Genomic DNA, 25779 nt, shown 5'->3' with positions numbered 1-25779 from the left:
AAACCCCTGAATTATCCGAATGTATTCACTGCTGATCCCAATACCGTGGCGTCATTGATTGCATTGGGATTGGTATCGGGATTCTCACTACCTGGCAACATTGGTGCATTCATTCCCATGAGATGTCGACGTGCTGCAGCCAATATTGCATTGGACTCGCGAATATCCATCTGTCTCAAAGCTTCCCCTGAATACAGCAACATAGCTTCGGGTCCCAGGTTCTGAACAAGTCCTATGGCATCAATCAGCATTTTTTGCCGAACCGGGCTCAGGGCAGAAGGTCCGCCACTGGGAGTCACCTTGATATCAAAGGTTCCATCCAGAGCTTCCCGGCCATACTGCAGGATCTCTTCCCTGCCATCAGGGAGTGACATTCGCAATGACTGACCAGTAGGCAGGAACTCCCGAAGAAACGCATGATGGGTACGGGAAATATCAGTCAGGAATTTGAACAGTTTGTTGCGTTTGCGGTTGGTTCGAGCCTGACCGATCATCTGTTGATTCTCAGACTCGGTAGCAGTCTCAGCCCCACCGAAAGGTGTTTCTGCAATACCACTGTTCTTGCGTACATCGTCTTCGGCGAAAGGTTGGTAACGCAAAAGCTCATCGGGCACACCGGCTGTCTGGATTTCCTTAACGGCGTTATCCAGATTGGCACGATCATTGTCGCTGTCTATATCAACGCCTACCGCATCCAACTTCTTATCATTAGAAAGCACAGCTTCCATCTGATCCGGGTCAATCATGTTTTTGTTATAGGCCCAGAGCTTCTTTTGCCCCGCTGCAATATCCGCTCGACGGGAGCGCATGGTATCCGCTTCGATAGCAGGGTTTCGGATATGCTCGATATGACTAATACCAAAAGGCGTGTCACTGGCAGGCTGTGGCACAAAAAAGTTAAAAGGACTGTCTTCCGGATTATCAAAGCGAACAGGGTGCTTAACTCGGTAGATCTCGACTAGATGTGTGTCGTTCTGCTTACCCTTCTGTTTCTGTAACGCTTCCTGAGCCGATGTTTCAATAAAGTGGATCAGTTCTCGGGTGTCTTTATCCCAAACGATGATCAGCTTGACCGAATCTTCCTGAAGAAAATCGTCGCCAGGTTCATGCTCTCCGGTCATATTCTTGATCTTGAACGACGAAGGCTCGATGGTGTCGGGAATATCATAACGGCTATCATCCTTGAGAACAGATAGGCGAACTACTGACTCAAAACCATACCAGGGGCTTTCATAAATCTGATTCACACCACTGGCAAACAGAAACTGCATGGGGCTCACTCTCATATCTTCGACATGCTCGAAGACAGTGATCGTCTGAGTCTCCATTTCATATTTCTGTCTGCCGGTTTTGGCGTCGATCTTGGACTTGAGCATCCCATCGCTTTCTACCAGAACGGGGACAGTAGCCACTTCTATTTCTTCCTCGATCACTTTCCACCAGGAATAGCTGATCGCATGACCACAAATCAAACCATCCAGTTTCATCTGGTCCAGACGTTCCGGGCCTGTGATCAAACCGGAACGTTTCATACTGTCCGAAAGCGCCTGCTCAACCACAGCTTCTCTATGGGTATCTACATTATCCAGCTCGCGAGTGGCCGAAGTGGCTCGGGCAGTGATACCAATATCCGGAGTTTCCAGAAAAGCCATGGTCTGTTCAAGGTTGCGATAGACCAGGCTGACTTTTACCCGGTCTCCTGTCGCTGTTTCCAGAACATGGTCGTCGACCAAACCAGCAACGGCGTCCTTGCCTTCGGTGTGCAGTCTTGAGTAATACTGCCAGACAGTTTCCCAGGGCTCCCGCTTCCTTCGGCTGGCACTGATCCGTTGATGCCAGATGTCAGTACTGTTTTTCATTTGTCCGCCTTGTTATCCAGTTTTTCCAGAATCCTGTGAAGCAACTGACGGAACTCATCCATCTCTTTCAGATACCGCTTGATGCTGACGTACTTGTCCGGAAGCTCCTGACGAAGGTTGTTGTGCTTTTCTTCCAGCTCATCCAGCTTGACGTAGATAGTCTTCTTGAGTTCTCTGTGATCCAGAATGTGCTGGCGTAGAATCCAGCCCACCGGGCCAATAACAACCAGATTGATCAGAAGCACTATCAGGCCCAGCAATGCCGGAAAGGAGATAGTGATAGCTTCAGGCATTCCCTTGCCCCTTTACTTTCTGACCCAGAATTGCCGCAATGTTCCGATTCGCCTTGCTACCGTCTGCGCTGCCACCAAACTCAAAAGCAAAACCAAGATCACACATACCCAGAAACTTGGTGCCGAACGTGGCAACAATGCCAACCAGACCGGCATCGGGACTGCCCTCCAGAAAAAGCCAGATCAGTGAGAACAGACAGCAAAGGAAACCCACGAATGCCATAACCAGCATCCAGTCTGCTCGCTCATTTCTGCCACGCTTGCTCTGGATAGCTATGTCTCGTTTTCGGGCGTCGGCCCGGTCTTTGTATTCCAGTTCCAGCTGTTTTTCTCTGAAGGCCATATCTGCCTTGTGCAGCTGCCTGGCTATTTCCGGATCAAGCGCCGCTTGTCGGGTAAACGCCTGAAGCTTTTCTTCGACCTGAACAGGGCTGGCTTTGTCATTGCCAGAAAGCTCTTTACCCAAAATGCCAATCAATGCCGCCGGTAGTGCAGCTGTACCACCTGTGGCCAATGTCATGGCGATGGAAGGGGCATATTCTTTCAGTTTGTCCAACCAGCTCATGCAGAAACCTCCTCTGTCTCCTTAAGCGTTTCATTGAAAAGCTCAGCGGCTCCATAATCAGCCACCTTATCTACGTAGTTCTGGTTGACCAGCTGACAGTCACTGCCGAAACGCACAGAGCCAGCGTTATAAGCGGCGGCCACGCCTTTCCAGCCATAACGTTCAAAGTAAACCTTGCGATAGCGGGCCAGGTGTTTGCAGCCGTAAAAGACACCATCGGAAACGGTGCAAAGCTGAGGAAAGTGTCCCCGAAAGCCATGCTCACGAGCTACCGCGCCCATGACCTGCATAGGGCCCCAGGAGCACTGCTGGCCCATCCATTCAGAATCACGGGAACAGACTCCCCGGATATAAGGGAAATCACCGGGAGCTTTGTCTTGCCGGTTCTCTTCTCGGGTCAGCTCACGGAAAGGGGCGTTGTTGCGAACATCGACTAGATAGCGATAGGGTGGTTCCATTCTCATGGCAAAAATATTGCCAGCTGATTCCACTTTGATAATGGCCAGAATCAGAACCAGGGGCAGATCAAATATCTGCGCGTAATTGGCGGCGGTTTCCTCGATCTCTTTATTCACCGGATGTATCTCCTTTGCTGTCGCTGCTGGGCAAGCTTTTTAAAATGCGCTTGAAAAGCTGGCGGGTGTTTAGGTTCTTCTTCCTTGCGTTCTTCTTTTTCGCGAGGTGTGACCATGAGGGTATGCTGGTAGGCGTCGGCGATGTTTCCAGACTCAACGCCCCGCTTTTTCATTTCGTCTTTTGTTTCCACTCGGATTTTTCTATCAGCGCCTTCCCGATAACCAGGCGCGGTCAACTGGCTTTTCAGTCCAGGAATATCCAGAAGTGAACAACGGGGATTAGCAAAATGAGGGCGGCCTTTCTTATGCCACATCTCATCCCTGCGACGGTGGTAACGGGTTTTATCAACAGCGCCTAAACCAGAATTAAAGTGGATCACTCGAACTTTTAGCTCCGGGTGCTCGCGGTAATACCGTGACAGGTATTCCATTGCCCCTCGGCCAACACCGTTTGAATCTCCGATAATGATTCTGGCCCCGAAGGTTTTCTGAGCTGCGATAGCTCGATCCGCTGCATCCAGGGTAATTTCGTCGGGGTTATCCTTGGGTAGCCACTCCTCGCCTTCCAGCATATTGAACCCCTGGCGAACGGCCAGAGCGTGCTTGTCGCTGGTAAGACCGAAGTCCAGACCAATAATGGCCTGCTCATGTTTGCTATCAGGATCGTCGGCTCTCTCAATGGCAGCTTCGATGTGATAGGTCTTATTCACCTGACTGTAGGCACTGCGAGGTTTTACGCCTCGAACACGGATGCGGAATTCGTCGTGATCTTCGTCTTTGTCACAGTCTTCATAAAGGTCATTCCAGTAACTGGGATCAACGAAGCCTCTTAGCTTGAGTTGCTGAATATTGCCGCTGGTATCACGGTATGGAATCTCATAAACACGGGTCAGATCGGACTCGCGACAATCAAGATGGTGAACTGAGTAGCGATCTTTTTTATCGGTGTCATCGGCGAACCAGCCATCGGGACGGGTTGGGTTTCCAGGCGCAATCAGTCTGGCACCTGATTCTGACAAAGCACCGCGAAGTACTTTACGAATACTGTCGTCCACACCCGAGGCTTCGTCGATGACAACCATGATGCCGCCAGTGCTGGTTGTCTTGCGATCCTCGCCGAACAGATCGGCTAATTGACCAAACTCGTCGTCTGCGTCCAGAGCGTGAGCACCTTGCAAACCTTCTGGCTTGTCTGCCCTGGCTGTTCTGGCCACGGTCGTCCAGTCTGCGTTTTCAGAATCAATATGGGTGATTCGGTCTCTCTGGATCTCCCAACGATTGGCAAGATCGGGCCAACGCTCTTTCAGGCGACGATACATCTTGCGCAGCTCATCCCATAAGCGCCCAGTCAGCTGGGGCGCTGTTGGAGCTGTACACAGGTTGTATGAATACATGGTCGTAAGCTTGTGCCACCAGATGGCAACAGCCAAAACACGGGTTTTACCGACACCATGACCTGCAGGGATAAGTACCTGCCGTTTCGGTTGATTTGGGTTAACGCCATAGAACTTGTAGAGCTCAACCGGAGCGTCGGCCAGATCCAGAAGAATGGCTATCTGATACTTATGCAGAACAATGCGCAGGGCTTCGACCGCGAAGCAAACAGGGTCTACCCGCCACCGGATCAGCAACCAGGTCAGCTGAGCGGCGGGTCGTTCAACTTCGGGAAGGCTCTCTATCATCTTGCCCGCACCTACATGCCACCACCAGGCGCGAGCCTCCTCCTCCAGCATCGGGCGGCACATGTCGTGCCGTTCTGGAGTCCAAGCCATTACCGGGACCTCGCATGGTCATCAGAAGGCAGCTCGAATACCGGGTCTGGGACAACTTCGGATTTTTCAAAATTTTTGGAGTCAAGGTCTATAGATGTATGGGCTGGGGCACCGGGGGGGGTGGGGGGTGCCTGCCGTTCGGCTGCCGGGCTGGGGTTTGCATCCATCAGCAGGCTTTGCTGTGGCGCGAAGAATGTCCCGGATTCAGGCGCTAAAACCGGCACCTCTGATTCTGTGTCAGTTGGGCTCTGATTGTAATTCGTTGTTATTGTTGGCTTTTGTTCTGTGTCGTCGCCTTCAGATGGCATAAAGGTGTCACGGGAGAGCGCCGGGAGTCGTTTTAGGGAGTCTTCCAGGGTGCTGCCCTGGCTGTCCGACCCAGTGTCTTTGGTCTGGATGACTGCCGCCAGTTTAAGAACATCAGCTCCTTGGCCTGAGTGGATCATGTCACTAATGATCATCGCGCCTGTGATCGCGGCGGCTTCCTGATCATCACCTGTCACAACTTCGCCGTACTTCTCCCGGCCAGCATGGGCAAGCCCTTTAGTGATCGCGGCACGCATGATCTGGTTCAGCTGGGAGACTCCGCCTTTGTGTCTGCCAGCTCCTGCTCTTGCGCCGCCGTGTCCTGCCATGCTCTTGAATCCTCTTGATAACGTCCGTGGGGAGAACTTCTTACCTCCTTATTCTTGCAAGATACTGATTAGGTGCACTCATAACAACACAAAATCTTTAAATAAGCCTATGTGAGCTGTTTTCTGTGTGTCCCTCTTTTTTCCGCCCTGTCCCTCTGTTTGTCCCGGTGTAGTTCTGTGCTCAGGTTCAGGCTAGAGCTTGATCCTGACTTGAGATAAGTACTGATAAATAAGGGGTTAATGACCCTATTTGATGATTATAAGATCGGGCACGGTCCCGATGTCCCCGCTGGTCCCGGTATCAGGTAATGGGGTTGCACGAACCTTCCTGAATCTGGTTTCGGTATGAACTGCGGTTAACTTTTTTCTATAGATAGGCAGATTGCGCGGGACCATCGGGTCACAGCTAATTAATCCTTTTAAAACAATTAGTTAATAACTTTTAGATCGGGTCAAAAGAGTGGGTCAAAGGAAAGATTTAACGGGGCATTTTGAACTTTTTCGGTTTTAGGGGTTTACAAGGGCGCAATATGCGCCTAACTTATAAATCAAGGTGCATTTATAGCACCACTTCAAAAACAGGATAAGAATAATGACTAAGCAGAGACGCGACATTCACCAGGAAGTTACTGATCGGATCATCAAGGCTATGGAGAGCGGAAACCTGCCTTGGGTCAAAGAGTGGAAAGCTGGAGAAGCCTGCTCAATGCTTCCATACAACGCCAGTTCCAAAAAGAACTATTCAGGTGTGAACACTCTGCTTTTGTTCATTGAGGCAGAAGAGCAAGGCTATAACGCTAACGGGTGGGTTACTTATAAGCAGGCACAAGCACTAGGCGGCAACGTCCGTAAGGGAGAAAAGGGATGCACTGTTGTTTATTACAACACCATGAAACGCACGGTTGATGATGTAGAAACCGGCGAAGAACTCGAAGTAAAGATTCCTTTTCTCAAGTCTTACACCGTGTTCAATATCGAGCAGTGCGACGGCCTGAACTTGGAAGAACTCAAGCCGTTGGAAATGCCCGAAGGTTATGACCACATAGACAGCTTTGTCAGGGCAACTTCTGCCCAGATCCGTCATGGAGGAGGTAAAGCCTGTTACAGCTCAGTCCTTAATTTGATTCGTATGCCACGCCCTGAAGACTTCACCAGCCCTGAAGCATATTACGCCACTCTCTTTCACGAGCTGACCCACTGGACAGGCCACAAGTCACGGTTAGACAGACAACTCGGTAACAGGTTTGGTAGCGAAGCTTACGCAGCCGAGGAGCTCATAGCAGAACTGGGAGCCGCGTTTATCTGTGCCCAGTTTGGGATTTGTTCTGAACTCCGACACGCCAGCTACCTGCAGAGTTGGTTAAAGGTGCTTAAGAACGATAAGAAAGCCATCTTCACCGCTGCCAGCAAAGCGAGCAAAGCCGCCGAACACTTGAACGCTTATTCACTGGAAGAAGAAACCGAAAGAGCCGCTGCTTAAGCGGCCCCTCAGGCTTTTACTCATTTGAAAGGAAATCACCATGCTTAAAGTTAAAAACATAACCAAACTTCGCTGGATGTTAGACGGTCAGACCGTATCTATTCGCGGCTTTGCCGTCTACGACACAACCCGTGGCGGATACCTTGCAAGCCATCTGAATAATAGCCAAGTGCCCTACTGCCCAGTAGGTGGAAAAGCTGCCGCTCTGGTCGTAGCCGACACAGCAGACGTTAGCCAGTGGCCTGTCGTCAATCCCATCTAAGAACTGCCGCGCCGCCATTGGCGGCCATCTGCCTTCAAAAGAAAAGGGACGGGAAAAGGGAATAAGCATGATAGGAACACTCACCACCCAGGGCGTTATTAACGGCTGCAAGATGGAAGACGGCGAGCTGATGTATCTGGTCAGCAAGCCGGGGGACAGCTCAGGCACCTGGCTACCTGCCCGCCTGGCGATACAGTCCCGGCAATCATTCGCAGAACGTTATCGATACAGGCCGCTAAGGTCACTGGAGTTTGGACGCAAAGCACAGGCTGAGATGTAAGGAGACAAACAATGAAGACTAAAAGAAACCAGACCTTTATGCAGCTCTATCGCCAATGGAGTCAATCAAATCCAGAGAAACGAATCACTCTTGATATCCAGTGGGTAAGGAAATTCGGAGTAAAGCTCTGCAAATACATTGAAAGGTATGATGAGCAAGTTAATCAAATTGCCCGCATGAACATACACCGACGCATTAATATGCGGCAACATGCAGTAACTCACCCGGACTGGCCAAAGCACAGAACAAAGCTCACAAAAGCCTGGCGCAGTGTTCAAAGATGATAAAACTACTCAAGCGCCCTACAATGGGCGCTGATCATTTAAGGGAGTAACCATGAAACAATCCAGAAACAGGGAGCAGGCAAGCCCCTTGGCCATTCGCGCTCGCCGCTTGAGCCTAACTCTGAAAGATATTGAACGACTGACCCGCGAACCATACGGAACTATAAAGAACTGGAGCCAGGGCCGGAGCCGTTGTCCCCGATCAGTCCTACGCCTGTTGGCCTATCACCGACTGAAGCATTGGGGACAGTATTAAATTTACATGTTGGCGTCGAGAGTAAATGCCTTTTACTCACCACCGGGCATTGCAGCCATAACACTGTATATTGCTGCCAGCCCTGCTACAAAACCTATGATAAAAGGCCAGTCATTGATCAAGGCATTCAACCCTATTCTTCCATCCGCTGCAGCCAGTGCCATGGCCAGATCCGCTTCATAGTGATTATATGCCCAGGCTATATGAAGATATAACAGCTGAATCAGGGCAGCCATAAATAGCAGACCAAACAGAAGAGCAAAGGCTTTAAGAAAAGGTTTCCCAAAAAATCGAATCCAGAACATAACAAAGGGAATATTGCTTGTTGTTATCGTTTCCGTATCATATCAAGAACCGGTGGGGAGGAAATAACCACGGCGAAATACTCCGGGAACGCCTGTTCCTTGAAGCCACCGGGTCGTCCAGATACAACAAACCCCGCTAAAAAGCGGGGTTTGTCATTCAGGATCAATGGAGTGTTATCACTCCCTAAAATGCAAAGCCAAATCCTTCTCAGCCTTCCCACCCTGAACAGTTCGGGCCAGATCCACCGCTCCCTGTAACTCACCCCAGATCGCAGAAACATACTTCGCCTGGTGAATGGCATCGCTCAGAGCATCATGCTTAACCCCCTCGAAAGGAAAGTCCCGCTTGGGGTCAATGCCCAAGATCGTCCGCCCCAGTTCAACAATGGTTCTCACATCTCTATGATTCCAGAATTCCCAGGGGGTGGTCATATCACAGGCCATAAGAGCATTTTCCAGAATCACATTATCGAAAGTAGCTCCATTCCCCCAGAGTTGAACGGATCGTCTTAGCCTCTCTGGAATGAAGTCAAAGAATTCCAGAAGTGCTTCTGGTAATGGAGATCCCGAACGCTGAAAAATGGCTCGTGCGTCATCGTCCTGCTTCATCCACCATTCGATAGTAGATACGTCCATCTTCAGCCCTTCATCCGCTGAGGACTGCAAGGTTACATTTCGGGAGAATGTTTCCCCGATATCACCCGTAGCCGGGTTAAAGAAACAAGCCCCGATGCCAATAATGGCAGCCTGATTGCTGTTGCCCATGGTTTCCAGATCGACCATTAGATGTTTCATTATTATTCTCCATTGACAATAAAGGACTTCCCGCTAGCTGCAATCAGTCCCATTTGTTCCAGTTGTTTTATGATGTGTTTGGCCTTCGGGTACCCAACCTTCAGGCGGTCTTTGACAAAACGCACAGAGATCATGTCTCCCTGCATCTGTTCTCCTATCAGCTGTCTGGCTTCGTCCAGTTTACTGGCTTCTGTTTCTGCTGGTTCCTGCTCTATCGTTTCTGAATATTGTTCCTGCTCCTGTTCCTCCTGCGTTTCTGTTCTCGGTTCCGGGTGTTCTCGTTCCTGTTCCTGCCTGCGTTCCAGAGCGATCAGGCAGCTAGCCAGAACCGCGCCGCCATCCAGAAGCAAGGCAAAGATCAGGAACGTAAAACGACGGGCCTGCTCACTGTCTACCCCATAGAGTTCTGCTGTTTTGGCAAAAGGGGAATCACTGGTCAGGGTGGATCGTTTCTGATCCTGTACTTCGATCTTGTCCAGGGTATTCAAGGCGCGATCCCTATAACCGCTATCAATATCCTTTCGGGCTGCTTCGGCTCTCAGCGCAATGACAGAAGTGATGGATGTATAGCGTTCTGAGTCTTTCCGGTAGCTCTGCTCTCCTTGTTCCAGGAAGGCCACCGCTGCCAGGGTAGAGACCGTGAAGACCACCAACCCATAAAGCAGGGCCATAACCCCACGCAGCCATTGCCTTTCCAATATCCAAAGCAAACCAAACGGTGTGATCAGAAAAGCCAACCACTGAACCACTACCCCACCGGCGGCAGTCAGCCCCCCTATCCAGGGGTTGCCTGCCATGCTGAAGAACAGCCAGCCAGTACAGATGACTGAAAGGGTTTTCATCACGACAGTCAGAACCACCGCCTGTTTTTGAAGTGTCTTAGTCATGGAAATCCGCTCCCTGCCCTTCTTCTCCTACTTTTTCCCAATCGTCATGCAGCTGACTGACATCCTCGCCCAAAAACTTATTTTTAATGGCATACACTCTGGGTCTGTCCTGACGATTTTTAATACGAGGGGACTTTCTGGCCAGTCGTCCGGTCTCAGCCCAAAGCAGTTCATCCCGGAGTAAAGCTTTAAGAATCATGTTCTGATCAAATGGACCCGATAGCTGCTTCATGGCGTGGGTGTAAGGCATGATGTGACCTTTGCCGCGCAGACCAATGGCATCTTTGATTTCGCCCTGATGCTCAATGTCCCGGAACAGTGCAAGGTTCTGGAGCAACTGCGCTCGGAAGAATGCCAAGGCTCTGTCTTCCTCGCTCAGCTCTTCGCCCATTTCTTTCAACCAGAGATTACGAACATGAATCACTGATTTAAAAATCTCGCTGGACTCCCAGCTAACAATCCCTGCCTGTCTGGCCAACTCACCGGCCAGGGCAATAATGGCCATACGTCGGACCACTCGGCCGCCATCATTAGGCAGTGTGATGTCAGACCGGTAGTAGTCTTCCAGCTTTCTGGCCTGCTCTCTCAGATAGCCCGTGTACGAGTGAAACCCGTTCTCCTCAACCTGAGCTATCAACCAGGCCACAAGCACAGGTCCAGCATGACCAAAACATTCACCACAGGCTTCCTTGATGTCATCTACAAAAGGCTTTATCTCTTGACCGTGAGTTTTAAGGACTACGCCAGAGCCATCGCCATTAGGGTTGTCGCAGGGAATATCAGGAAGACGATGACGCTGACCACCTTTCTCGGCCTGCCCAGCCTGTGCCAGGATCTGGCCAACGGTCATTTCACCGTTGCTAAGGAATAAGAGACGCCAGGTGACCTGTTTCTTGAGACCGCCCTCGATCTGGCTTCGTCCTTTGGGTTGCCCCCCCGAGAGCATATAAATGATGTTGCCTAACTCTCCCGGCTCGACTTGACCCACTTCATCCAGACACAAAGTCATGTCGTTATGCATCTGAGCTGTGGCTTCCAGAGCATTACCGGTTGAGTGCCATTTACGGATAGAAGTATGGTCAGCGCCTTCCTGCGGATCGGTGCCATCGCCCCAGACACTGGCGGCTACTTGCAGTAATGTCGTTTTACCGCCGGAAGTGGCTCCATAGAAATGAAACCCGGCAGATTCGCCCCGGCAGAGTTTGAGTAGAGGTCCGGCCAGAGCACACATGGCAGCGAACATTAGCAATGGATTGCCCTTGCAAGGATCGGCTACCCGCTTCTGCCAGTCCTGAAGCGTGCCACCTACTGAAAGACAACTGGTGTCCTGCATATGGTTGGTCTGGAAGAATACCGAATCAATTTCATTGCCACCGATGATCGACTTGGGCAGAACAAACACCGGTTTCTTTTGTGCATCGAACCAACCCAGCTTATTAGCGGTCAGTGCTCGTTTTGTGCAGTTGACTGCTGAGTCATCCAGATAACGACAAACCCACTTCTCTTTACCAGCAACCATAGGCATGCCCTGTTCACGAATAAGCATCCCGAACTTGCCGCCGGATTCACTGAGAATCTTCAGGGGGATAAATGCCGTTTCCAACTGCCAGTCGTAATCAAAGAACTTGATCACCGCGCCCCTGCTGTTAAAGGAATCCTTGGTAATGGCATGAACCCAAATAGGGCGCAGGGCGATCAGATCCCCATCACTCATGCCCACTATCTCACCCTTATTGTTTTTGATGGGCCGAGCTGGCAACCTCAGACCGTCGTTGCTGACATCCCAGCCACCCTCTACATAAGGCCAGGGCATCCCGGAGCACTCATAAAGAGGAATGTCTTTCTGCCAGGGTGATGACTCTTCCTCTTCGCTTTCTTCTCCAGGAGCGGGAATTGATAAAGGTTTTTCAGAGGTGGCTATGGTCTGATCTTCATAGGCTTCAATAGGTGGAACCGGTATGCGCTTGTTAAGCCAGGAAGACAAACCCGCCGGGCTTTTAACCGTATCGCCATTGGGGCGCTTACAACCTCCTGGAGGACACTGGTCAAAGTCACGCTGAATTACAGTGCAGCCAACGGGCGAATTCTTGCGAACATGGTCGATCTTCTGCTGGCATTCAGCATAACTGTACTTGCCATGCTGCTGGCTGCCTTCGTGCAGCTTCTCATCGGCATCAAAGCGGGCACCATTGGAGAGCATGGCAAACCATAAAGGCTCTGTAACGTCTGGCTGATTCTCAGAAGCCATAGTCCACTTCATGAACTGGCAACGATTGATGACTTCTTCCAGCTCTTTCTCAGTACCTAGCTGTTCATCGGAGGAGCGCTCCCGGTGCTCAACCACATCGGAACGACTTTCCAGTTTGTCAGCAATCCCCCAGTCGTCCAGAGCTACATCAACCTCTGTTGCAGCTACACGACCACGCTCCAGAATATCCAGAATATAAGCAGGCCCGTCGGGGATCGTGTCGCCCGTGGCAGGATCAACCCAGGCATTCAGACCCTGTTCGTAATTCTGTTCACCGCACATGGGGAGACCGATCAGGTTTCCAAACCCTTTGCCGGTCAGGTAGCTCTGAGAAGGAAAGAACCGGTCAAAGGTAGAGAAGTCTTCATCTTCACTGATCGCCCCGGACTCTTGCATGAGATAACGACCCATGGCCCTGGCTTTTGCCGCCGGGATCGGAGCATCAAAGAAGATCCAGACGTGATAGCCCGTGCCACTCTTCGACCGTTCAATATGGGCGCTTAGCTCCTGGCCTTCGCAGATCTCCCAGAAGTTTTTAACCTCGTTCCAGACGGCTTTAGGGTTCAGGGTTCCGTCGTGATCATCGAAGTCAGCAGCGAGGAATTTCACCTGTTCATTGCTATCAATAGGATAAACACCCAGGCGCTCTTTACTTCGCAGGTGTAATGAAACCGTATCGGTATTCAAAGGTTTGAGCAGAAAGCGACGATCATCCTTAAAGGTATCCAATTCGCCTTCTTTGAGTTCATAGTCAGACGGAAGCGCTCGCCCACGCCAGGGAGACCAGCCTTTGATCGGCTTATCCTCTCCTTTCGGGGTGAAGTGGAAAAAACGAGGCGCTATATCTCTCCTGCCTCCAACAAGCTCAAGCAGATGCCCTGCCAGGTCTCTCAGTTCGTCCGGTGTCCTTGGCCAACTCATTGTTCGTCCTCTGGCAGGCTGGGTTTGTATATCCCGTTGAAATCCATAGCGACACCGTGCTCTGCCAGGATATTGATAATTTCAGCGGCCACTGTGTAAGGGGGATATGACTCACCTTTTGACCATCGGTATAGAGTAGAGCGGTCCACGTTCAGACGGTCACGGAGCACAGAGACCACCGGAGGGCGCGGTTTTTGTTTAAGGAGATTCTGAAAAGGAGTGATCATAAATGGCCTCAAGCGCTTACAGTGCCCACAGCGGGAATATTATCGACTATTCTGGTGTATTGAATGCACAGAAAAGCAGAAAGCCAAAGATGGAAAGTGGTGAAATAGCTGCCGTATACAGATTTCAACCAATACGGGAGACTGGTGTAGTGAATGAACCAGTTGATACAGGCCCAATAACCATGGCAATTCCCGGAGACAATGTACGCAGACTGAGACTCGAAAAAGGCTGGTCCATGCGAGAACTGGCAGAGCGCTGTGTCACTGAAGAAAAGACAATGGACCACACAACGATCATGCGCCTTGAGAAAGACAAGGGTTATACCCGCGCCACTCTTGAGCGTGTTGCCAAGGCATTGGGTCTCAAAAGTCACGAGGACCTCTTTCTTCCTGTAGAGTTGGCTGGATTCGAAAAGCTGGATGAATCCGACCGCGCCCAGATCTCCAATATGGTTCAGGCTCTGTCTCTCTCCGCCGAACGCAGACAGGCAGCAAACAGCTAATCCTTCCTCTTTTGTTGCTTTCATAACTCCCTCTTCTTTCTAAAGCTCCGATTCCGGGGCTTTTATTTTTTCGCTTGGTGCATTGACTGCAACAATCTCTTTAAGCTAACCTTAGCTCAAATGGTGCAATAGATGCAACATTGAAAATAAAAAAGAGCAAGGCAGATGGAAGCGCAAAACATTCTGGACACTCAGGATGATCCGACTCTGTCAGTGGTCGATGTGGCACACCGTACAGGCCAGAGCACGTCCTTTATCTATGGCGAAGTCGAGCGGGGAAACATTGAGTACTACGACTTCGGTAATAGCAGAAGGTGGATCAAATTCAGTGAAAGGCAGTTGGCGGACTACTTTGATAGCCGTCGCAGGAAGAGGAATTCAGCATGGGCAGACGCCGTACAAAACCGTGGAAGCGGGTCAAGACAGACGCCGGATGGCGGATTAAATACGACTACAAAGACCAGCGGCTCGGTATCCCGAGGACTCGGGAAACTTTTAACACAAACGAAGAAGCAGAAGACTTCCACGAAAGGCTGATTAACAACGCCCGCAAGCTCTCCAGGGGAGAGAAGCCAGAACGGTTCTTCGGTGAAGCTATGATGGAGTATCTGACGCTGGAGTCACCGGGCAAAACCAGCCACCTTGACGATTTAAGTAATGCCGCCATGCTTCGCATTCCTTTTGAGTTCCGGAACAAATTCTGGCGACTGGAAGACCTGGCTCTTAATGACTCTGAGACAGGCATTGTGGTTGGACTGGAGCTCTATTTCAAAGATCAGCTGAAGATTACAAAACGATCCTACCTGAACAAAGAGCTTTATCAGCTTCGCAAAGAGAGAGGTGGTTTGATCTGGTATCACCAGCCACACCCGGCAAGCGAAGAGATACCACAGCCACGATACCCAGTCACAGACCCTGCTCTCCTGAAAAGACTGAATCAGGCAAAAGGCAGGGGGCCGGTCAGAAAAGACACTCTGCGACTCCGACAGACTCTGGCGTCAACCATCCTTTCCTACGTCTATCGCAAGCTGCGATGGATTGATATGAATCTGGCCGACTTCATAGATCGCATCGAACCGGGAAAATCGCGCATTGATTACCTGACCTCTGAACAGTTTATCTGCCTGATTGAGAAAGCAGAGGAGCTTTATGGCTGTGAAATGGTTCGACTGATCAAAGGTGGTGCATGGATCGGCTGGCGACGCAGTAACCTGATTGGCCTGACCTGGGACCGGGTATTCTGGCCAGAAAAAGTCATAGATCCCATCACAGGCAAAGAAGAGATACGGCCTGGCTATCTCATGGTTCACAGTGCCGAAGAGCAGGAGATTGACCCTTTCGACCGTTCACAGAGAGAAACTCGCACTAAAAACAAAGACGCACTGATTACCACAATGACCCGCCGGGTTGAGTTGCTATTGCGTGAATGCCAGATGCATAAGCACCCCCACTCTGATGTCGTCTTTCACAAAGGGAACGGGCGACGTTGGGGGGACTTTCGAAAGAAGTGGGACAAGTTGAAAGAAATATTAGGCATACCAGAGCGTTTCCGCTGGCACGACCTCCGTCATACCTGGGCAACGGAAGCACTGAACGCCGGAGTGGATGACAGAACCATGATGGACGAACAGGGCTGGAAAGATCGCCGCATGGTGGATCGCTACAGCCATACACGCTTGCAGGATCGACTGGAGAGGATGAACAGAGTTGGCCAGGCAAGCAATCAGAACCTTCCTTCAAAAGGTGACGACAATGCCTAATCCAATCATTGCCCTGCTGTCTGACTCAAGACCCATGACAGGCCCGGAAATCCTGATTCACTTTCCACTGTCGGAGAGAAGGCAGCGAACCAGGGATCTGGAAACACTGGTTGAACAGGGCGAGGTTATCCACGTCCCCATGGTTGAGCAACAGGTGCGGATCGCAGCTTTTAAATTGCCTGAAGGTAGTCGCTGCCAACGTTCCATATTCGATCTGGACGAACTGGGGTAACGGTCATGCGACGCTGGACAAAAGAAGAAGAACAGTACCTCGAAGCCAACTACAAGAAGTGTTCACTGGATGAGACCGCCTGTGCTCTGGACAGAACCCGGAACAGTGTTTTTAACAAGGCGCTGTCTATGGGCATTACCGAGCATGTGACAGGAGAAGAACATAAATGGTCGCGGCATTCTGACCACGATATTGCCCTGGCCCGTGCCCTGGCGAAAGAACAGGTCCCGGTAACGACGATCAGCGAAAAACTCTGTATTCCAAGGCGCACGCTCTACTACTACCTGAACAACCCCGACAAACGCCCCACCCAGGGCATTGCCTGAAGGAGACCCTTATGGAAGCGGTAACAAAAACAAGAGGCAGTAAGAAACAAACAGACCCCATTAAGGCAGCCTGCATTCTTCTGGACGAAAGAAATACATCGCCGGAAGAACGCTCCCCTAATTACAAGGCATCCCTTCGCAAGTTGATTGAAGCGCAGATTCAGGAGTTCCAGGCCAGGGGTGGCAGCATTGAGGAAATCCCCTCCGGGGTTACGGCCTCTAATGAAAACCAGATCTCAAAGAAAAACATTGTCTGGAAAGATCATCTTAAAAAGCAGGGAGAGAAAGCATGACCGCTCAAAAAGCCATGACACCGAAAGTAAAGTACGCAACCTCTGTCAAGGCGCTGGCCGATCTGGCTCTGAATCACGGTGGTGGTTATGCACGCTGTGCCGCCCAAGTGCTTCTCTCTGCTTACAACGGCCAGGACTGGCAACTTGATGTAACCGACCTTTGCGAACTGGATAACCAGAACATGATCTATGCGATGAATGTTCTTAGCCTGCGTCGCTCAGTTTGGGAAGAACCACAGTACATGATCGAAAACGGCGACAAGATATTCCAATCCATAGCTGAACGCTGGAAGCGCTACCGCATTGACAACCGTTACAAGCGCGATTGCCGAGACTGCTATGCATCAGGAGAGCAGGAAGTCTGGGACGACAACACCGACGAATTAATAGGTACTCGAACCTGCTCAACTTGTAACGGCCAGAAGTGGTTGGGTTAATAAAAGGAGATAACAATGGAAACAATCACACTGGAACAATACATAAAAGAAGCGCAAGCCAAGCGCTCATCCATATTAGACACGTCAGATCGGGGCAAGTCAGCTTACGCCCTGGCCAGTATGGCATTAGAGCATGGTAGCTCCAGCGCAGAAGCTGCCGGTGAATGAGGAACTAGCAGAATGGAACTTGCGATAGAAGCCATACTTTTTGGAATTACATCAACAGCAGCTTTGCTTCTGCTGGCAGGGTTCAAAGTGCCGTACCCGTATTGGTATGCAGCCGGTGTTGCTGTGACTTGTTTCTTTAACGTGGTGATGTGATGCGGCGGCGACTCCATAATTTAATACAGGTTTAGCTATGAGCGTATATGGAAAGTGTGTTGTTTGCGGTGTTGAAGAATCTCTCAACGAAAGTATCAGGCTGATGGATCGGCAAGGGGGTGACGTTTGTGATGGGTGCAGTGATTCTTGGCTAACAGGTGAAGAAAAGTGCGAAGAGTGCAACGGTCACGGATCGATCTATCAAGAAGGCGATTGCTTTTCCTGCGACGGTTCAGGAGTTGAAGATTTTCTCCCCGGTTACATAGAGCACAAAATCAAAAAAGGTCGTGAGCTGACACCAGACGAAAAAAGGGTAGCGGCAGAGTACGGATATGCAGAAGCCGTATAACCCTTGAGTTAAGGCGCAGCCGAAGGCTGTCGCTTTGAACGAATTGTTATGCGGCTACTAACATAGAGAACGATTTATGAAAACAAAAAGCTACTTATTCAAATACTGGATCGAACATCAACAAAGAACTGTCCAGTGTGCAATTAGAGTCAACTCCAAAACAATACCAGAAGGTTTTGAACACGACCCAATGAACGAGAAATTTTCTGGATTTATAGAGGAGATGATTTCTCCCCAAGTCTGGACAAATGGCGATCTGATAGAGGTCAGTAGGTTGTATGACTTCAGGGATATGACTGCCGTATAACACAGGGGATATACCGCGTGCGCGGTATATTATCATTAACAACCGTACTAATTAGCAACCTACTCGAAGGCTGATCACTGATCGGCCTTTTGCTTTTCTGGGTGGAAAAAGGTTGCTATGAATGCACCTGAAAATAATGGTAGATTAGGTCTAGCAGGCGGTTTAAATGACACACAGATGACATAACAGAGCAAACTTAGTGTATTCAGGTGCATTCAAACTATATATAACTCATTGTTTTTAAAGGTTTTCTGTATATGCGCATCGAGCTTGTAATCAGTGGGTCCCGAGTTCGACTCTTGGTGCCGGCACCATATATAGCAAAGCCCGTAGCGTTAGTGAACACTACGGGCTTTTTGCTTTCTGAGCTTTTGCGCCTGCTAATGCGCCCTCTTTCCGTCGGAATAGGTCAACACTAGATTAGGGGAAGGTTATCCAGTGCCTTCTATCACATATACCCAACCCACTCTATACGTCTTAAAATGCCTTAACTGCTCAAACACACCCTGATACACTTCATTAAAAACAACCGGAGGATAGCTATTTTTTTGAAGCAGCATGATCAGCTGAACCCCCAGAACTGATTTGAGATTATTCAGGTTGCTCCAGTCTGGAAAGCGAACCTGCATCCAGCCCGATCTCAACACTAGATGCCAGCACCAAACACCAAGAAGTCGACGTACATACAGTTCATTTTTTATCAAACTTTGCCACTCCCATTCTCTTTATTATCACTTGTACAATGATCCCACTATTCAAGCTTTTCGCTCATATTCAGGCTTATTTTCGTGGCGATTCATTGCAGTTTGGGAGGTCTTGACGTGACAGGATCTGAGAGATGAACAAAAAAGAACTATCCGAACGTGATATATGTACCAAATACATCACCCCAGCCATCGAAAAGGCCGGATGGGATATCCAAACTCAAGTAAGAGAGGAAGTAACCTTTACCGCAGGCCGCATCATCGTTCGCGGTAAGCTCCATGCCCGAGGTAAAAAACGTCGGGCAGACTACATCCTCTATCATCAGAAAAACCAACCCATAGCGGTCATCGAGGCCTAAGATAACAAGCACAGCATGGGCTCCGGAATGCAGCAAGCCCTGAGCTATGCAGAAGCACTTGATATTCCCTTTGTGTTCTCCAGTAATGGAGATGGCTTCAAATTTTACGACCGCACGGGTAATGCAGATCAAACCCAAACAGAGTTGTCCCTTAATGAATTCCCTTCGCCTGGTGAGCTATGGAGTCGCTACTGCCAGGCAAAAGAATTAGACGAGCCAGCTCAAAAAACCGTCAATTACCCTTATTTCGATGATGGTTCCGGGCGCACTCCGCGCTACTACCAGGCAAACGCTATTAACCGCACTATTGAAGCCATTGCCAAAGGCCAGAATCGAGTTCTACTGGTCATGGCAACTGGAACCGGGAAGACCTATACCGCTTTCCAGATCATCTGGCGGCTCTGGAAATCTGAAAAGAAGAAGCGCATTCTGTTTCTTGCCGACCGCAATATTCTTGTGGACCAAACCAAGTCCAACGACTTCAAACCCTTTGGCCCAGCGATGACCAAAATTGAAAAGCGCCAGGTCAACAAAGCGTTTGAGATATATCTGTCGCTCTATCAGGCCGTTTCAGGCAATGAAGAAGAAAAAAACATCTATAAACAGTTTGATCCTGATTTCTTTGACCTGATTGTCATAGACGAATGCCATCGTGGTAGCGCCCGTGAAGACTCTGCATGGCGAGAAATTCTGGAATACTTTTCCTCTGCAACACACGTTGGTTTAACCGCCACCCCAAAAGAGACGAAGGAAGTCTCCAATATCCATTACTTTGGTGAACCTGTTTATACCTATTCTCTAAAACAAGGGATTGAAGATGGCTTCCTGGCACCATACAAAGTCATCCGATTTGATTTCGATATTGATCTTGAAGGCTGGCGACCACAAAAAGGACAGATCGATAAGTATGGCAACCTGATTGAAGACCGCATATTCAACCAGCGGGATATGGACAGAAACATTGTCTTTGACGAGCGAACCCAACTGGTAGCGCTGAAGGTTACTGAGTATTTGCAGAAAACCGATGAGTTTCAGAAGACCATCGTTTTCTGTGACGACATCGATCATGCTGAACGCATGCGGGAAGCACTGGTGAATTTGAACCCGGATCGGGTGAAAGAGAACCGCAAGTATGTGATGCGGATTACCGGTGATAACGAAGAAGGCAAGGATGAGCTGGATAACTTCATTGACCCCGAATCCACTTATCCGGTCATCACCACGACAAGCAAGTTGATGACGACCGGTGTGGATGCCAAAACATGCAAGCTGATTGTTCTCGATCAGAGCATCCAATCCATGACTGAATTCAAGCAAATCATTGGTCGTGGCACCCGTATTGATGAAGATCACGGCAAACACTGGTTCACTATCATGGACTTTAAAAAAGCCACTGAACGTTTTGCCGACAAAGACTTCGATGGCGAGCCGGTACAGATATTCAAGCCTAAGCCAGGTGAGCCCATTATCCCGCCAGAGGATGAACCTGAAAATCCCGAAGGAGAAGGTGGCGGAGGAGGAATAGAGGAAGATCCGCCGATCATCACTGATCCACCCAGCGAAATAACACCGGAACCTGAGCCAGAACCCATACCACCCGGAGGGAGCGATGAAGGCGACCCTGAACCACCGCCGGAGCCACCCCGCATCAAGTACCATGTCAAAGGGCAGGCGTTTAAAGTCACCAAATATCGAGTTCAGCATCTGGATGCCAGCGGCAAACTGGTCACCGAATCCATGCACGATTACACCAAACAGTGTGTCGTAAAGCAGTATGCCAGCATGGATGATTTCCTCCGCAAGTGGTCCGCTGCCGACAAGAAAAAAGCCATAATTGATGAACTGACAGAACTGGGTGTTTTCTGGCAGGAGTTACAAGATAATGTCGGCGAGAAACTGGGAACAGAATTGGACCCGTTTGACTTGATCTGTCACATTGCATTTGACCGGCCAGCCCTCACTCGACGGGAGCGTGCCAATAATGTGAAGGTTAGTGAAAGACAAGAAGATTAAGAAGCAGAAACCGTTGCCAGTGATTACCGATGAAGAAAAGCCCTTTAATCTGCCCGCTGGTTGGGTGTTTGCTCAGCTTGAGGATATCGTGGATATTCAAAGTGGTATCACCAAGGGTCGCAAGCTAGCTGGAAGAAGCCTGATTTCTGTTCCGTATTTGCGAGTTGCTAATGTGCAGCGTAGTGCGCTTGATCTAACTGTGATAAAGGAAGTTGAAATTCCAATCGAGGAAAAGGAAAAATACGAAGTTATCCCCAGAGACTTGCTCATTACTGAAGGTGGTGATTGGGACAAAGTAGGTCGTACATCGGTTTGGTCTGGAGAGCTACCTTATGTCGCTCATCAGAACCATGTCTTCAAAGCCCGAATCTTCCTCAAGGAACAGAGCGAAGACTGGATTGAAATGTATCTTAATGCTCCGTTCGCAAGGGCTTATTTTGCAGGTTCCAGTAAACAAACTACCAACCTAGCATCCATCAACAAAACACAACTCAGAGGGTGTTTAGTTGCAATACCACCTGCGAAAGAGAAAAGTCGCATCGTTTCAAAAGTTAATGAGTTGATGGGGTTTCGCAACACCCTAAAATCCCAAATCCACCAAACTCAAACCACCCAGTTACAACTGGCCAATGCAATGGTCGAACAAGCAGTCGCCTGACAGTGAGGCAAGGAACTCAGTATGGCAATACAACAAGGCATCTGGAAAATGGGCAAAACCTGCCCACTGCCCCATTGGATAACGAAAACCAGCTTGAAGAGCAGGTATTTCAAGATATATCCATTCTGAACCCCGACTGCTTGCTGATCGTTCTTCAGGGCTCAAACGGGTTTGGGATGTAAGGGATTAAAGTCACTCGATATTGATATTTTTATGTTGGTGCAGGATCTAGCAGGTCACTATAGTATCCTGTTAGTGAATAACACGCTGGCAGGTTGCCAAATAAAAAATCAGGCATAAATACTGAGGTTCAATGGTTTACGAACGTCCCTGGAAAACTTTCCAGCAACAACTGGATTTGTTGGTCTCCCGTAATCTGGTGGTTTCAGACAAAGCTGCTGCGCTTAATCATCTCCAACGCATTGGTTATTATCGTCTGAGTGCCTACCTCTATCCTTTCCGGGTCTTTCGCATTCAGCCAAATTTCCAAGTGGTTAAAGAAAACGAGTTTGTTGCAAACACACACTTTTCTGATGCCGTTAATCTCTATATTTTTGATAAGAACTTACGGCAATTAATGCTGGATGCGCTTGAACGGGTTGAAGTGGCTTTGAGGGTCGATATCGCTTATTTGCTTGGTGAGCGAGATACCTTCGCTTACAAGAATATTGACCAGTTCCATCCCACGTTTGCTGTAAAAAAAGGAAGACATGCCGAATGGCTGGCAAAATATGAAAATCTGCTGAAACGATCAAAGGAAGATTTCGTTAAGCATTATCGTCACACTCATGGAGCAGACCTACCCATTTGGGTTGCTATAGAGGTCTGGGACTTCGGGGCCATGTCGCAACTGTTTTCGATGATGAAAGTGCCTGATCAAAGGAAAATTTCCTCAAAATATGGGGTGACAGACTTCAAGGTATTTTCCAGTTGGTTACGCTCGTTGAACTACCTTCGTAATCTCTGCGCTCACCACAGCCGCCTTTGGAACCGCAATGTGATTGATCAGCCGAAATTACCCGCTCCGGGTGAGATTAGCTGGTGTGACCATTACCTTGGAAAGAATGATCTGATATCCAAACCCTTTCTGCTGATCAACATTGTTGCTCACCTGATGAGTATTATTTGCCCTGCCACGAAATGGCACGACCGACTTATACAGCAGTTGGATGAATTCCCTGAAATCAAGTCCGACAGGAAGGTGTCAATAAACGATATCGGGCTACAGTATGGGTGGAAAGCACTTATAGGAAGGTAAAAACAAGAACCCCCGCGTAGGTTGCAAGCAACGAAGAGGCGGAGGCCGTGTTACCCGAAATACTAGCTCATCAGGTGGGTAAGTCAACTTAAAATCATTCAAAATGTTAAATTTCTTTCAATACTCATTCAAAAATACCAGATGTTGTACATCAGCCCAATTACCACCAAAAGCAAGAGTTTTATTGGGTTGAAGGTGTGAAGCTCTGCCGGTATTTCTGATGCTAATTGCCCCGTCACACCTCCGTTGGGACGTTGTAGCATTATAGCCTGCAACAGAGCGTGCAAATATTATAGACAAAGGATGGTTGAACCGGCTTGTGTCAAGTTAAGTGTACTTTCCGGACAGACCACAGCACGACGCTAAGTCACTGATCTATCGTGTCCAATTAACTTATTTCTGCTCAATTGGACTTAGTGTAAAACAAAGCCTAGCCTTTACTTTACTCAGAATAAGAAGTAGAGGAGTGAAGTGGTCTAATGATATCCTGATGACAGCCACGAGTATTTACACAATTTGAATTACAATGTCGCAGTAAATTCAATGGATTCAGACAAGGGCCCCAGTAAATAACCGAGCAGCGTGCGTTTGCCTGCCAGAATATTTAGTTCAACGGTCATGCCGGGAATCAACTGATTATTTTCACCAAACCCTGAGCTTTCCGTCTCAATCATCGCTTTATAGTAATGCTTGGCCGTGACACTATCTAAATAGGTGTCAGCACTCACCTCCAGAACCTTGCCCTTTAGAGAACCATAAGTCGTGTAATCGTAAGCAGAAACCCGAACATTTACCGACTGACCGGGCCAGACTCTGGCTCTGTCATGTGGGGCCACCATGGCTTCGACCATCAGGGGAACGCCATCCGGGACTATCTCCGCCAATATCGAACCCGGTGAGACGACCTCGCCGATAGTATTGACATGCAGGGTATGCAAGGTACCCGTAACCGGTGCTGCCACTTTTTTACGGATCTCCCGTTCACTGGAAGAACGAATCTGTGCCTGAATCTGGGTAATTTCTAATCGGACCTTGTTGTAATTGTGCTGTGCCTCTTCACGAAAATCCGTCATCAGCTTGGTTTTCTTTAAGCGCAGCTCAGACAGGTTGGCATTAATGACCGGAATCTGCTTCGTTGACTGGTTGATTCTGGTCTCGATTTTCAGCAACACCATCTTTTTTTCCAGTTGATTATGAATCGAACCAGCCCCCTCTCTGAGAAGCGTCGTCAATATATCTAACTGCTTCTGAGCGACTGCCCGCTCGTTTTTCATATCCTTGATGACCTGGTCAAGCTCAGATAGCTGGGCTTCCTCTTTGCTAATCTGTTGCCGAACAATGGAGATTTGTTCGCTGAGCTTTCTGGCACGTTTTTTATACAACTCGTGTTCGTTAAGGTAGTGCTCGTTATTTCGAGCCGTTTTTTTACTGGCAGTGATCAGTTCTTTACCCGTCATTTCCGCATACAATCGTTGCGCTTTTGCGGTCAGCCCTATGAGTCTCTGGTTCAAAATGCTGATATTTTCGGTCAGAGAAGGATTCATCACCGAAAACAACACCATGTCTTTATGAATCCGTTGCCCTTCTGTCACGTGCAATTCGGTGAGAATACCGCCTTCGAGATGCTCAACTACACGGTTATTGCTGAAAGTAGTCACCCGACCATGACTTTTGACAACCACGTCTATTTCGACAATAGCTGACCAAACCAGAAAACACAGGACAATAAAAGTGATGGTGAAAATAACGGAATAGCGGGAAATCGAACGAAACCGCATTCGGGTTAACAGCGGCTTCATCATTATTCGCTCTCCAACACCCTGATAACCACCTGGTTTCTTTGCTCTGTACCGGATTCGTCAAGTCTGATCTTGATAAATTCAGCGGACATACCTGCATCAAGAAGAATTTTTCGAACTTGAGAGATTCGATTGAAGGCAATTTCGTAAGAAACCGTTTTTGCCAGACTTCTGCTATTGAGCAAACTGATAACATGGATCGTTTTACCCTGAAAATCATCCATGTTTGCCTGAACCCAGTCTTGCAGCTCTTTGTTTGCGGCTTCAGAAAGCCGTGAATTGAAATCCTCGTACTTTATACGAATGAGTTTATTTTTTATCTCTGTGGATACCTGGCTCTCCAAATTAACACTCAGGGCTTCAGAAACGATTTCTTTCTCAATATCCGCTTCCACCGAAGCCTGCTGACCCGCTTCCTGCCCTTCGGTTGAACCGGCTGCCGCGTGTTCAGCTTCAATTGATGATTGCGCAATATCAAACCCCACCTGAACACTCAGCGCAGAAACGACCATAACCAACACAACAACCAGGAAAACAAAGACCAGCAGAGTGGTCGACAGAGCATCCACAAATCCGGGCCATGGGTTGCTTTCAACTTTTTTAGCCATGGTGCTCCAGTAGCAGGTGTGCGGGAAGGATATTGTCTGATTATCTATCGCCTGTCTGATCTGTTTCTTAATAACCGTCAACCCAGAGCTGAATGCTAAAAGGAACCATCCTTTGCAGTTTTCGTCTTGTGAGCCGAATAAGACTCTGAGACGTGTAGAGTCATTTTGAAAACGCGGGTAAGCAGCAAAAAAAACAGGACAGGCAGGA

30 protein-coding genes and 1 pseudogene are annotated in these 25779 nt (G+C 49.0%); 18 read left to right on the top strand and 13 right to left on the bottom strand.

What is annotated here, in order from left to right:
- Positions 1 to 11: 11 nt before the first annotated feature.
- From ACOMHB_RS02075 to ACOMHB_RS02050, 6 genes are read right to left on the bottom strand one after another with little or no spacing between them, the layout of a single operon-like run.
- Positions 12 to 1859: a hypothetical protein gene (locus ACOMHB_RS02075; protein ID WP_448215296.1), complete on the bottom strand. Its 1848-nt coding sequence runs from the start codon at positions 1857 to 1859 to the stop codon at positions 12 to 14.
- Positions 1856 to 2152 carry a hypothetical protein gene (locus ACOMHB_RS02070; RefSeq protein ID WP_448215295.1) on the bottom strand — a complete coding sequence of 99 codons (297 nt, stop codon included), beginning with the start codon at positions 2150 to 2152 and terminating at the stop codon, positions 1856 to 1858. Before ACOMHB_RS02070 ends, ACOMHB_RS02075 begins: the two co-directional genes overlap by 4 nt.
- Positions 2145 to 2717: a hypothetical protein gene (locus ACOMHB_RS02065; RefSeq protein ID WP_448215294.1), complete on the bottom strand. Its 573-nt coding sequence runs from the start codon at positions 2715 to 2717 to the stop codon at positions 2145 to 2147. Before ACOMHB_RS02065 ends, ACOMHB_RS02070 begins: the two co-directional genes overlap by 8 nt.
- Positions 2714 to 3292 carry a lysozyme family protein gene (locus ACOMHB_RS02060; RefSeq protein WP_448215293.1) on the bottom strand — a complete coding sequence of 193 codons (579 nt, stop codon included), beginning with the start codon at positions 3290 to 3292 and terminating at the stop codon, positions 2714 to 2716. The genes ACOMHB_RS02065 and ACOMHB_RS02060 overlap by 4 nt, the downstream gene beginning before the upstream one ends.
- Positions 3289 to 5064, bottom strand: coding sequence for a hypothetical protein (locus ACOMHB_RS02055; protein ID WP_448215292.1), 1776 nt, complete (start codon positions 5062 to 5064; stop codon positions 3289 to 3291). Before ACOMHB_RS02055 ends, ACOMHB_RS02060 begins: the two co-directional genes overlap by 4 nt.
- Positions 5064 to 5699, bottom strand: coding sequence for a hypothetical protein (locus tag ACOMHB_RS02050; RefSeq protein WP_448215291.1), 636 nt, complete (start codon positions 5697 to 5699; stop codon positions 5064 to 5066). Before ACOMHB_RS02050 ends, ACOMHB_RS02055 begins: the two co-directional genes overlap by 1 nt.
- A 592-nt stretch (positions 5700 to 6291) precedes the next feature.
- Between ACOMHB_RS02050 and ACOMHB_RS02045 the strand changes: the two genes are divergently transcribed.
- The 4 genes from ACOMHB_RS02045 (at position 6292) to ACOMHB_RS02030 (ending at position 8005) form a co-directional block, all read left to right on the top strand.
- Positions 6292 to 7179 (top strand): ArdC family protein, encoded by an 888-nt coding sequence (locus ACOMHB_RS02045; RefSeq protein WP_448215290.1) that lies wholly within the window; start codon positions 6292 to 6294, stop codon positions 7177 to 7179.
- Positions 7180 to 7219: 40 nt separating this feature from the next.
- A complete protein-coding gene (locus ACOMHB_RS02040) occupies positions 7220 to 7441 on the top strand; it encodes a hypothetical protein (RefSeq protein WP_448215289.1) in 222 nt (73 codons plus the stop codon).
- 67 nt (positions 7442 to 7508) lie between these two features.
- Positions 7509 to 7721: a hypothetical protein gene (locus tag ACOMHB_RS02035; RefSeq protein ID WP_448215288.1), complete on the top strand. Its 213-nt coding sequence runs from the start codon at positions 7509 to 7511 to the stop codon at positions 7719 to 7721.
- Between the two features lie 11 nt (positions 7722 to 7732).
- Entirely contained in the window at positions 7733 to 8005 is a 273-nt protein-coding gene (locus tag ACOMHB_RS02030) for a hypothetical protein (RefSeq protein WP_448215287.1), read from the top strand.
- A gap of 288 nt (positions 8006 to 8293) precedes the next feature.
- Here the strand turns inward: ACOMHB_RS02030 and ACOMHB_RS02025 are convergent, their stop codons facing one another.
- From ACOMHB_RS02025 to ACOMHB_RS02005, 5 genes are all read right to left on the bottom strand, one after another.
- The gene (locus tag ACOMHB_RS02025) at positions 8294 to 8566 is read right to left on the bottom strand and encodes a hypothetical protein (protein WP_448215286.1); all 273 of its coding nucleotides are present in this window, start codon (positions 8564 to 8566) and stop codon (positions 8294 to 8296) included.
- Between the two features lie 177 nt (positions 8567 to 8743).
- Positions 8744 to 9361: a 3'-5' exonuclease gene (locus ACOMHB_RS02020; RefSeq protein ID WP_448215285.1), complete on the bottom strand. Its 618-nt coding sequence runs from the start codon at positions 9359 to 9361 to the stop codon at positions 8744 to 8746.
- A gap of 2 nt (positions 9362 to 9363) precedes the next feature.
- Entirely contained in the window at positions 9364 to 10248 is an 885-nt protein-coding gene (locus ACOMHB_RS02015) for a hypothetical protein (RefSeq protein ID WP_448215284.1), read from the bottom strand.
- A complete protein-coding gene (locus ACOMHB_RS02010; RefSeq protein WP_448215283.1) occupies positions 10241 to 13417 on the bottom strand; it encodes a DUF927 domain-containing protein in 3177 nt (1058 codons plus the stop codon). Before ACOMHB_RS02010 ends, ACOMHB_RS02015 begins: the two co-directional genes overlap by 8 nt.
- Positions 13414 to 13644 (bottom strand): hypothetical protein, encoded by a 231-nt coding sequence (locus tag ACOMHB_RS02005; RefSeq protein WP_448215282.1) that lies wholly within the window; start codon positions 13642 to 13644, stop codon positions 13414 to 13416. The genes ACOMHB_RS02010 and ACOMHB_RS02005 overlap by 4 nt, the downstream gene beginning before the upstream one ends.
- A 2-nt stretch (positions 13645 to 13646) precedes the next feature.
- Between ACOMHB_RS02005 and ACOMHB_RS02000 the strand changes: the two genes are divergently transcribed.
- The 14 genes and pseudogenes from ACOMHB_RS02000 (at position 13647) to ACOMHB_RS01930 (ending at position 23164) form a co-directional block, all read left to right on the top strand.
- A complete protein-coding gene (locus ACOMHB_RS02000) occupies positions 13647 to 14147 on the top strand; it encodes a helix-turn-helix domain-containing protein (RefSeq protein ID WP_448215281.1) in 501 nt (166 codons plus the stop codon).
- 383 nt (positions 14148 to 14530) lie between these two features.
- Positions 14531 to 15907, top strand: coding sequence for a tyrosine-type recombinase/integrase (locus tag ACOMHB_RS01995; RefSeq protein ID WP_448215280.1), 1377 nt, complete (start codon positions 14531 to 14533; stop codon positions 15905 to 15907).
- Positions 15900 to 16139 carry a hypothetical protein gene (locus tag ACOMHB_RS01990; RefSeq protein WP_448215279.1) on the top strand — a complete coding sequence of 80 codons (240 nt, stop codon included), beginning with the start codon at positions 15900 to 15902 and terminating at the stop codon, positions 16137 to 16139. The genes ACOMHB_RS01995 and ACOMHB_RS01990 overlap by 8 nt, the downstream gene beginning before the upstream one ends.
- Positions 16140 to 16144: 5 nt before the next feature.
- Positions 16145 to 16465 (top strand): hypothetical protein, encoded by a 321-nt coding sequence (locus tag ACOMHB_RS01985; RefSeq protein ID WP_448215278.1) that lies wholly within the window; start codon positions 16145 to 16147, stop codon positions 16463 to 16465.
- Positions 16466 to 16476: 11 nt separating this feature from the next.
- Positions 16477 to 16758 carry a hypothetical protein gene (locus tag ACOMHB_RS01980; RefSeq protein WP_448215277.1) on the top strand — a complete coding sequence of 94 codons (282 nt, stop codon included), beginning with the start codon at positions 16477 to 16479 and terminating at the stop codon, positions 16756 to 16758.
- Complete coding sequence (locus ACOMHB_RS01975) at positions 16755 to 17195, top strand: DUF7673 family protein (RefSeq protein WP_448215276.1); 441 nt, start codon at positions 16755 to 16757, stop codon at positions 17193 to 17195. The genes ACOMHB_RS01980 and ACOMHB_RS01975 overlap by 4 nt, the downstream gene beginning before the upstream one ends.
- Before the next feature lie 15 nt (positions 17196 to 17210).
- Positions 17211 to 17363 (top strand): hypothetical protein, encoded by a 153-nt coding sequence (locus ACOMHB_RS01970; RefSeq protein ID WP_448215275.1) that lies wholly within the window; start codon positions 17211 to 17213, stop codon positions 17361 to 17363.
- A 12-nt stretch (positions 17364 to 17375) separates the two neighbouring features.
- On the top strand, positions 17376 to 17516 hold the full coding sequence (locus ACOMHB_RS01965; protein ID WP_448215274.1) for a hypothetical protein: 141 nt from the start codon (positions 17376 to 17378) through the stop codon (positions 17514 to 17516).
- 37 nt (positions 17517 to 17553) lie between these two features.
- Positions 17554 to 17865 (top strand): hypothetical protein, encoded by a 312-nt coding sequence (locus tag ACOMHB_RS01960; protein WP_448215273.1) that lies wholly within the window; start codon positions 17554 to 17556, stop codon positions 17863 to 17865.
- 76 nt (positions 17866 to 17941) lie between these two features.
- Positions 17942 to 18172 carry a hypothetical protein gene (locus ACOMHB_RS01955; protein WP_448215272.1) on the top strand — a complete coding sequence of 77 codons (231 nt, stop codon included), beginning with the start codon at positions 17942 to 17944 and terminating at the stop codon, positions 18170 to 18172.
- A gap of 838 nt (positions 18173 to 19010) precedes the next feature.
- Positions 19011 to 21224 (top strand): annotated as a pseudogene (hsdR, locus tag ACOMHB_RS01945) (EcoAI/FtnUII family type I restriction enzme subunit R); the annotation flags it as partial.
- Positions 21225 to 21228: 4 nt separating this feature from the next.
- On the top strand, positions 21229 to 21906 hold the full coding sequence (locus ACOMHB_RS01940) for a restriction endonuclease subunit S (protein WP_448215271.1): 678 nt from the start codon (positions 21229 to 21231) through the stop codon (positions 21904 to 21906).
- 2 nt (positions 21907 to 21908) lie between these two features.
- Positions 21909 to 22088, top strand: coding sequence for a hypothetical protein (locus tag ACOMHB_RS01935; protein WP_448215270.1), 180 nt, complete (start codon positions 21909 to 21911; stop codon positions 22086 to 22088).
- 197 nt (positions 22089 to 22285) lie between these two features.
- Positions 22286 to 23164 carry an Abi family protein gene (locus ACOMHB_RS01930; protein WP_448215269.1) on the top strand — a complete coding sequence of 293 codons (879 nt, stop codon included), beginning with the start codon at positions 22286 to 22288 and terminating at the stop codon, positions 23162 to 23164.
- Between the two features lie 521 nt (positions 23165 to 23685).
- Here the strand turns inward: ACOMHB_RS01930 and ACOMHB_RS01925 are convergent.
- A complete protein-coding gene (locus ACOMHB_RS01925; RefSeq protein WP_422136313.1) occupies positions 23686 to 24966 on the bottom strand; it encodes an HlyD family type I secretion periplasmic adaptor subunit in 1281 nt (426 codons plus the stop codon).
- A complete protein-coding gene (locus tag ACOMHB_RS01920) occupies positions 24966 to 25571 on the bottom strand; it encodes a hypothetical protein (RefSeq protein ID WP_448215268.1) in 606 nt (201 codons plus the stop codon). Before ACOMHB_RS01920 ends, ACOMHB_RS01925 begins: the two co-directional genes overlap by 1 nt.
- Positions 25572 to 25779 lie beyond the last annotated feature (208 nt).

It is taken from the genome of Endozoicomonas sp. 2B-B, from assembly GCF_053470045.1.
This window is presented reverse-complemented; position numbering and strand designations above follow the sequence as displayed.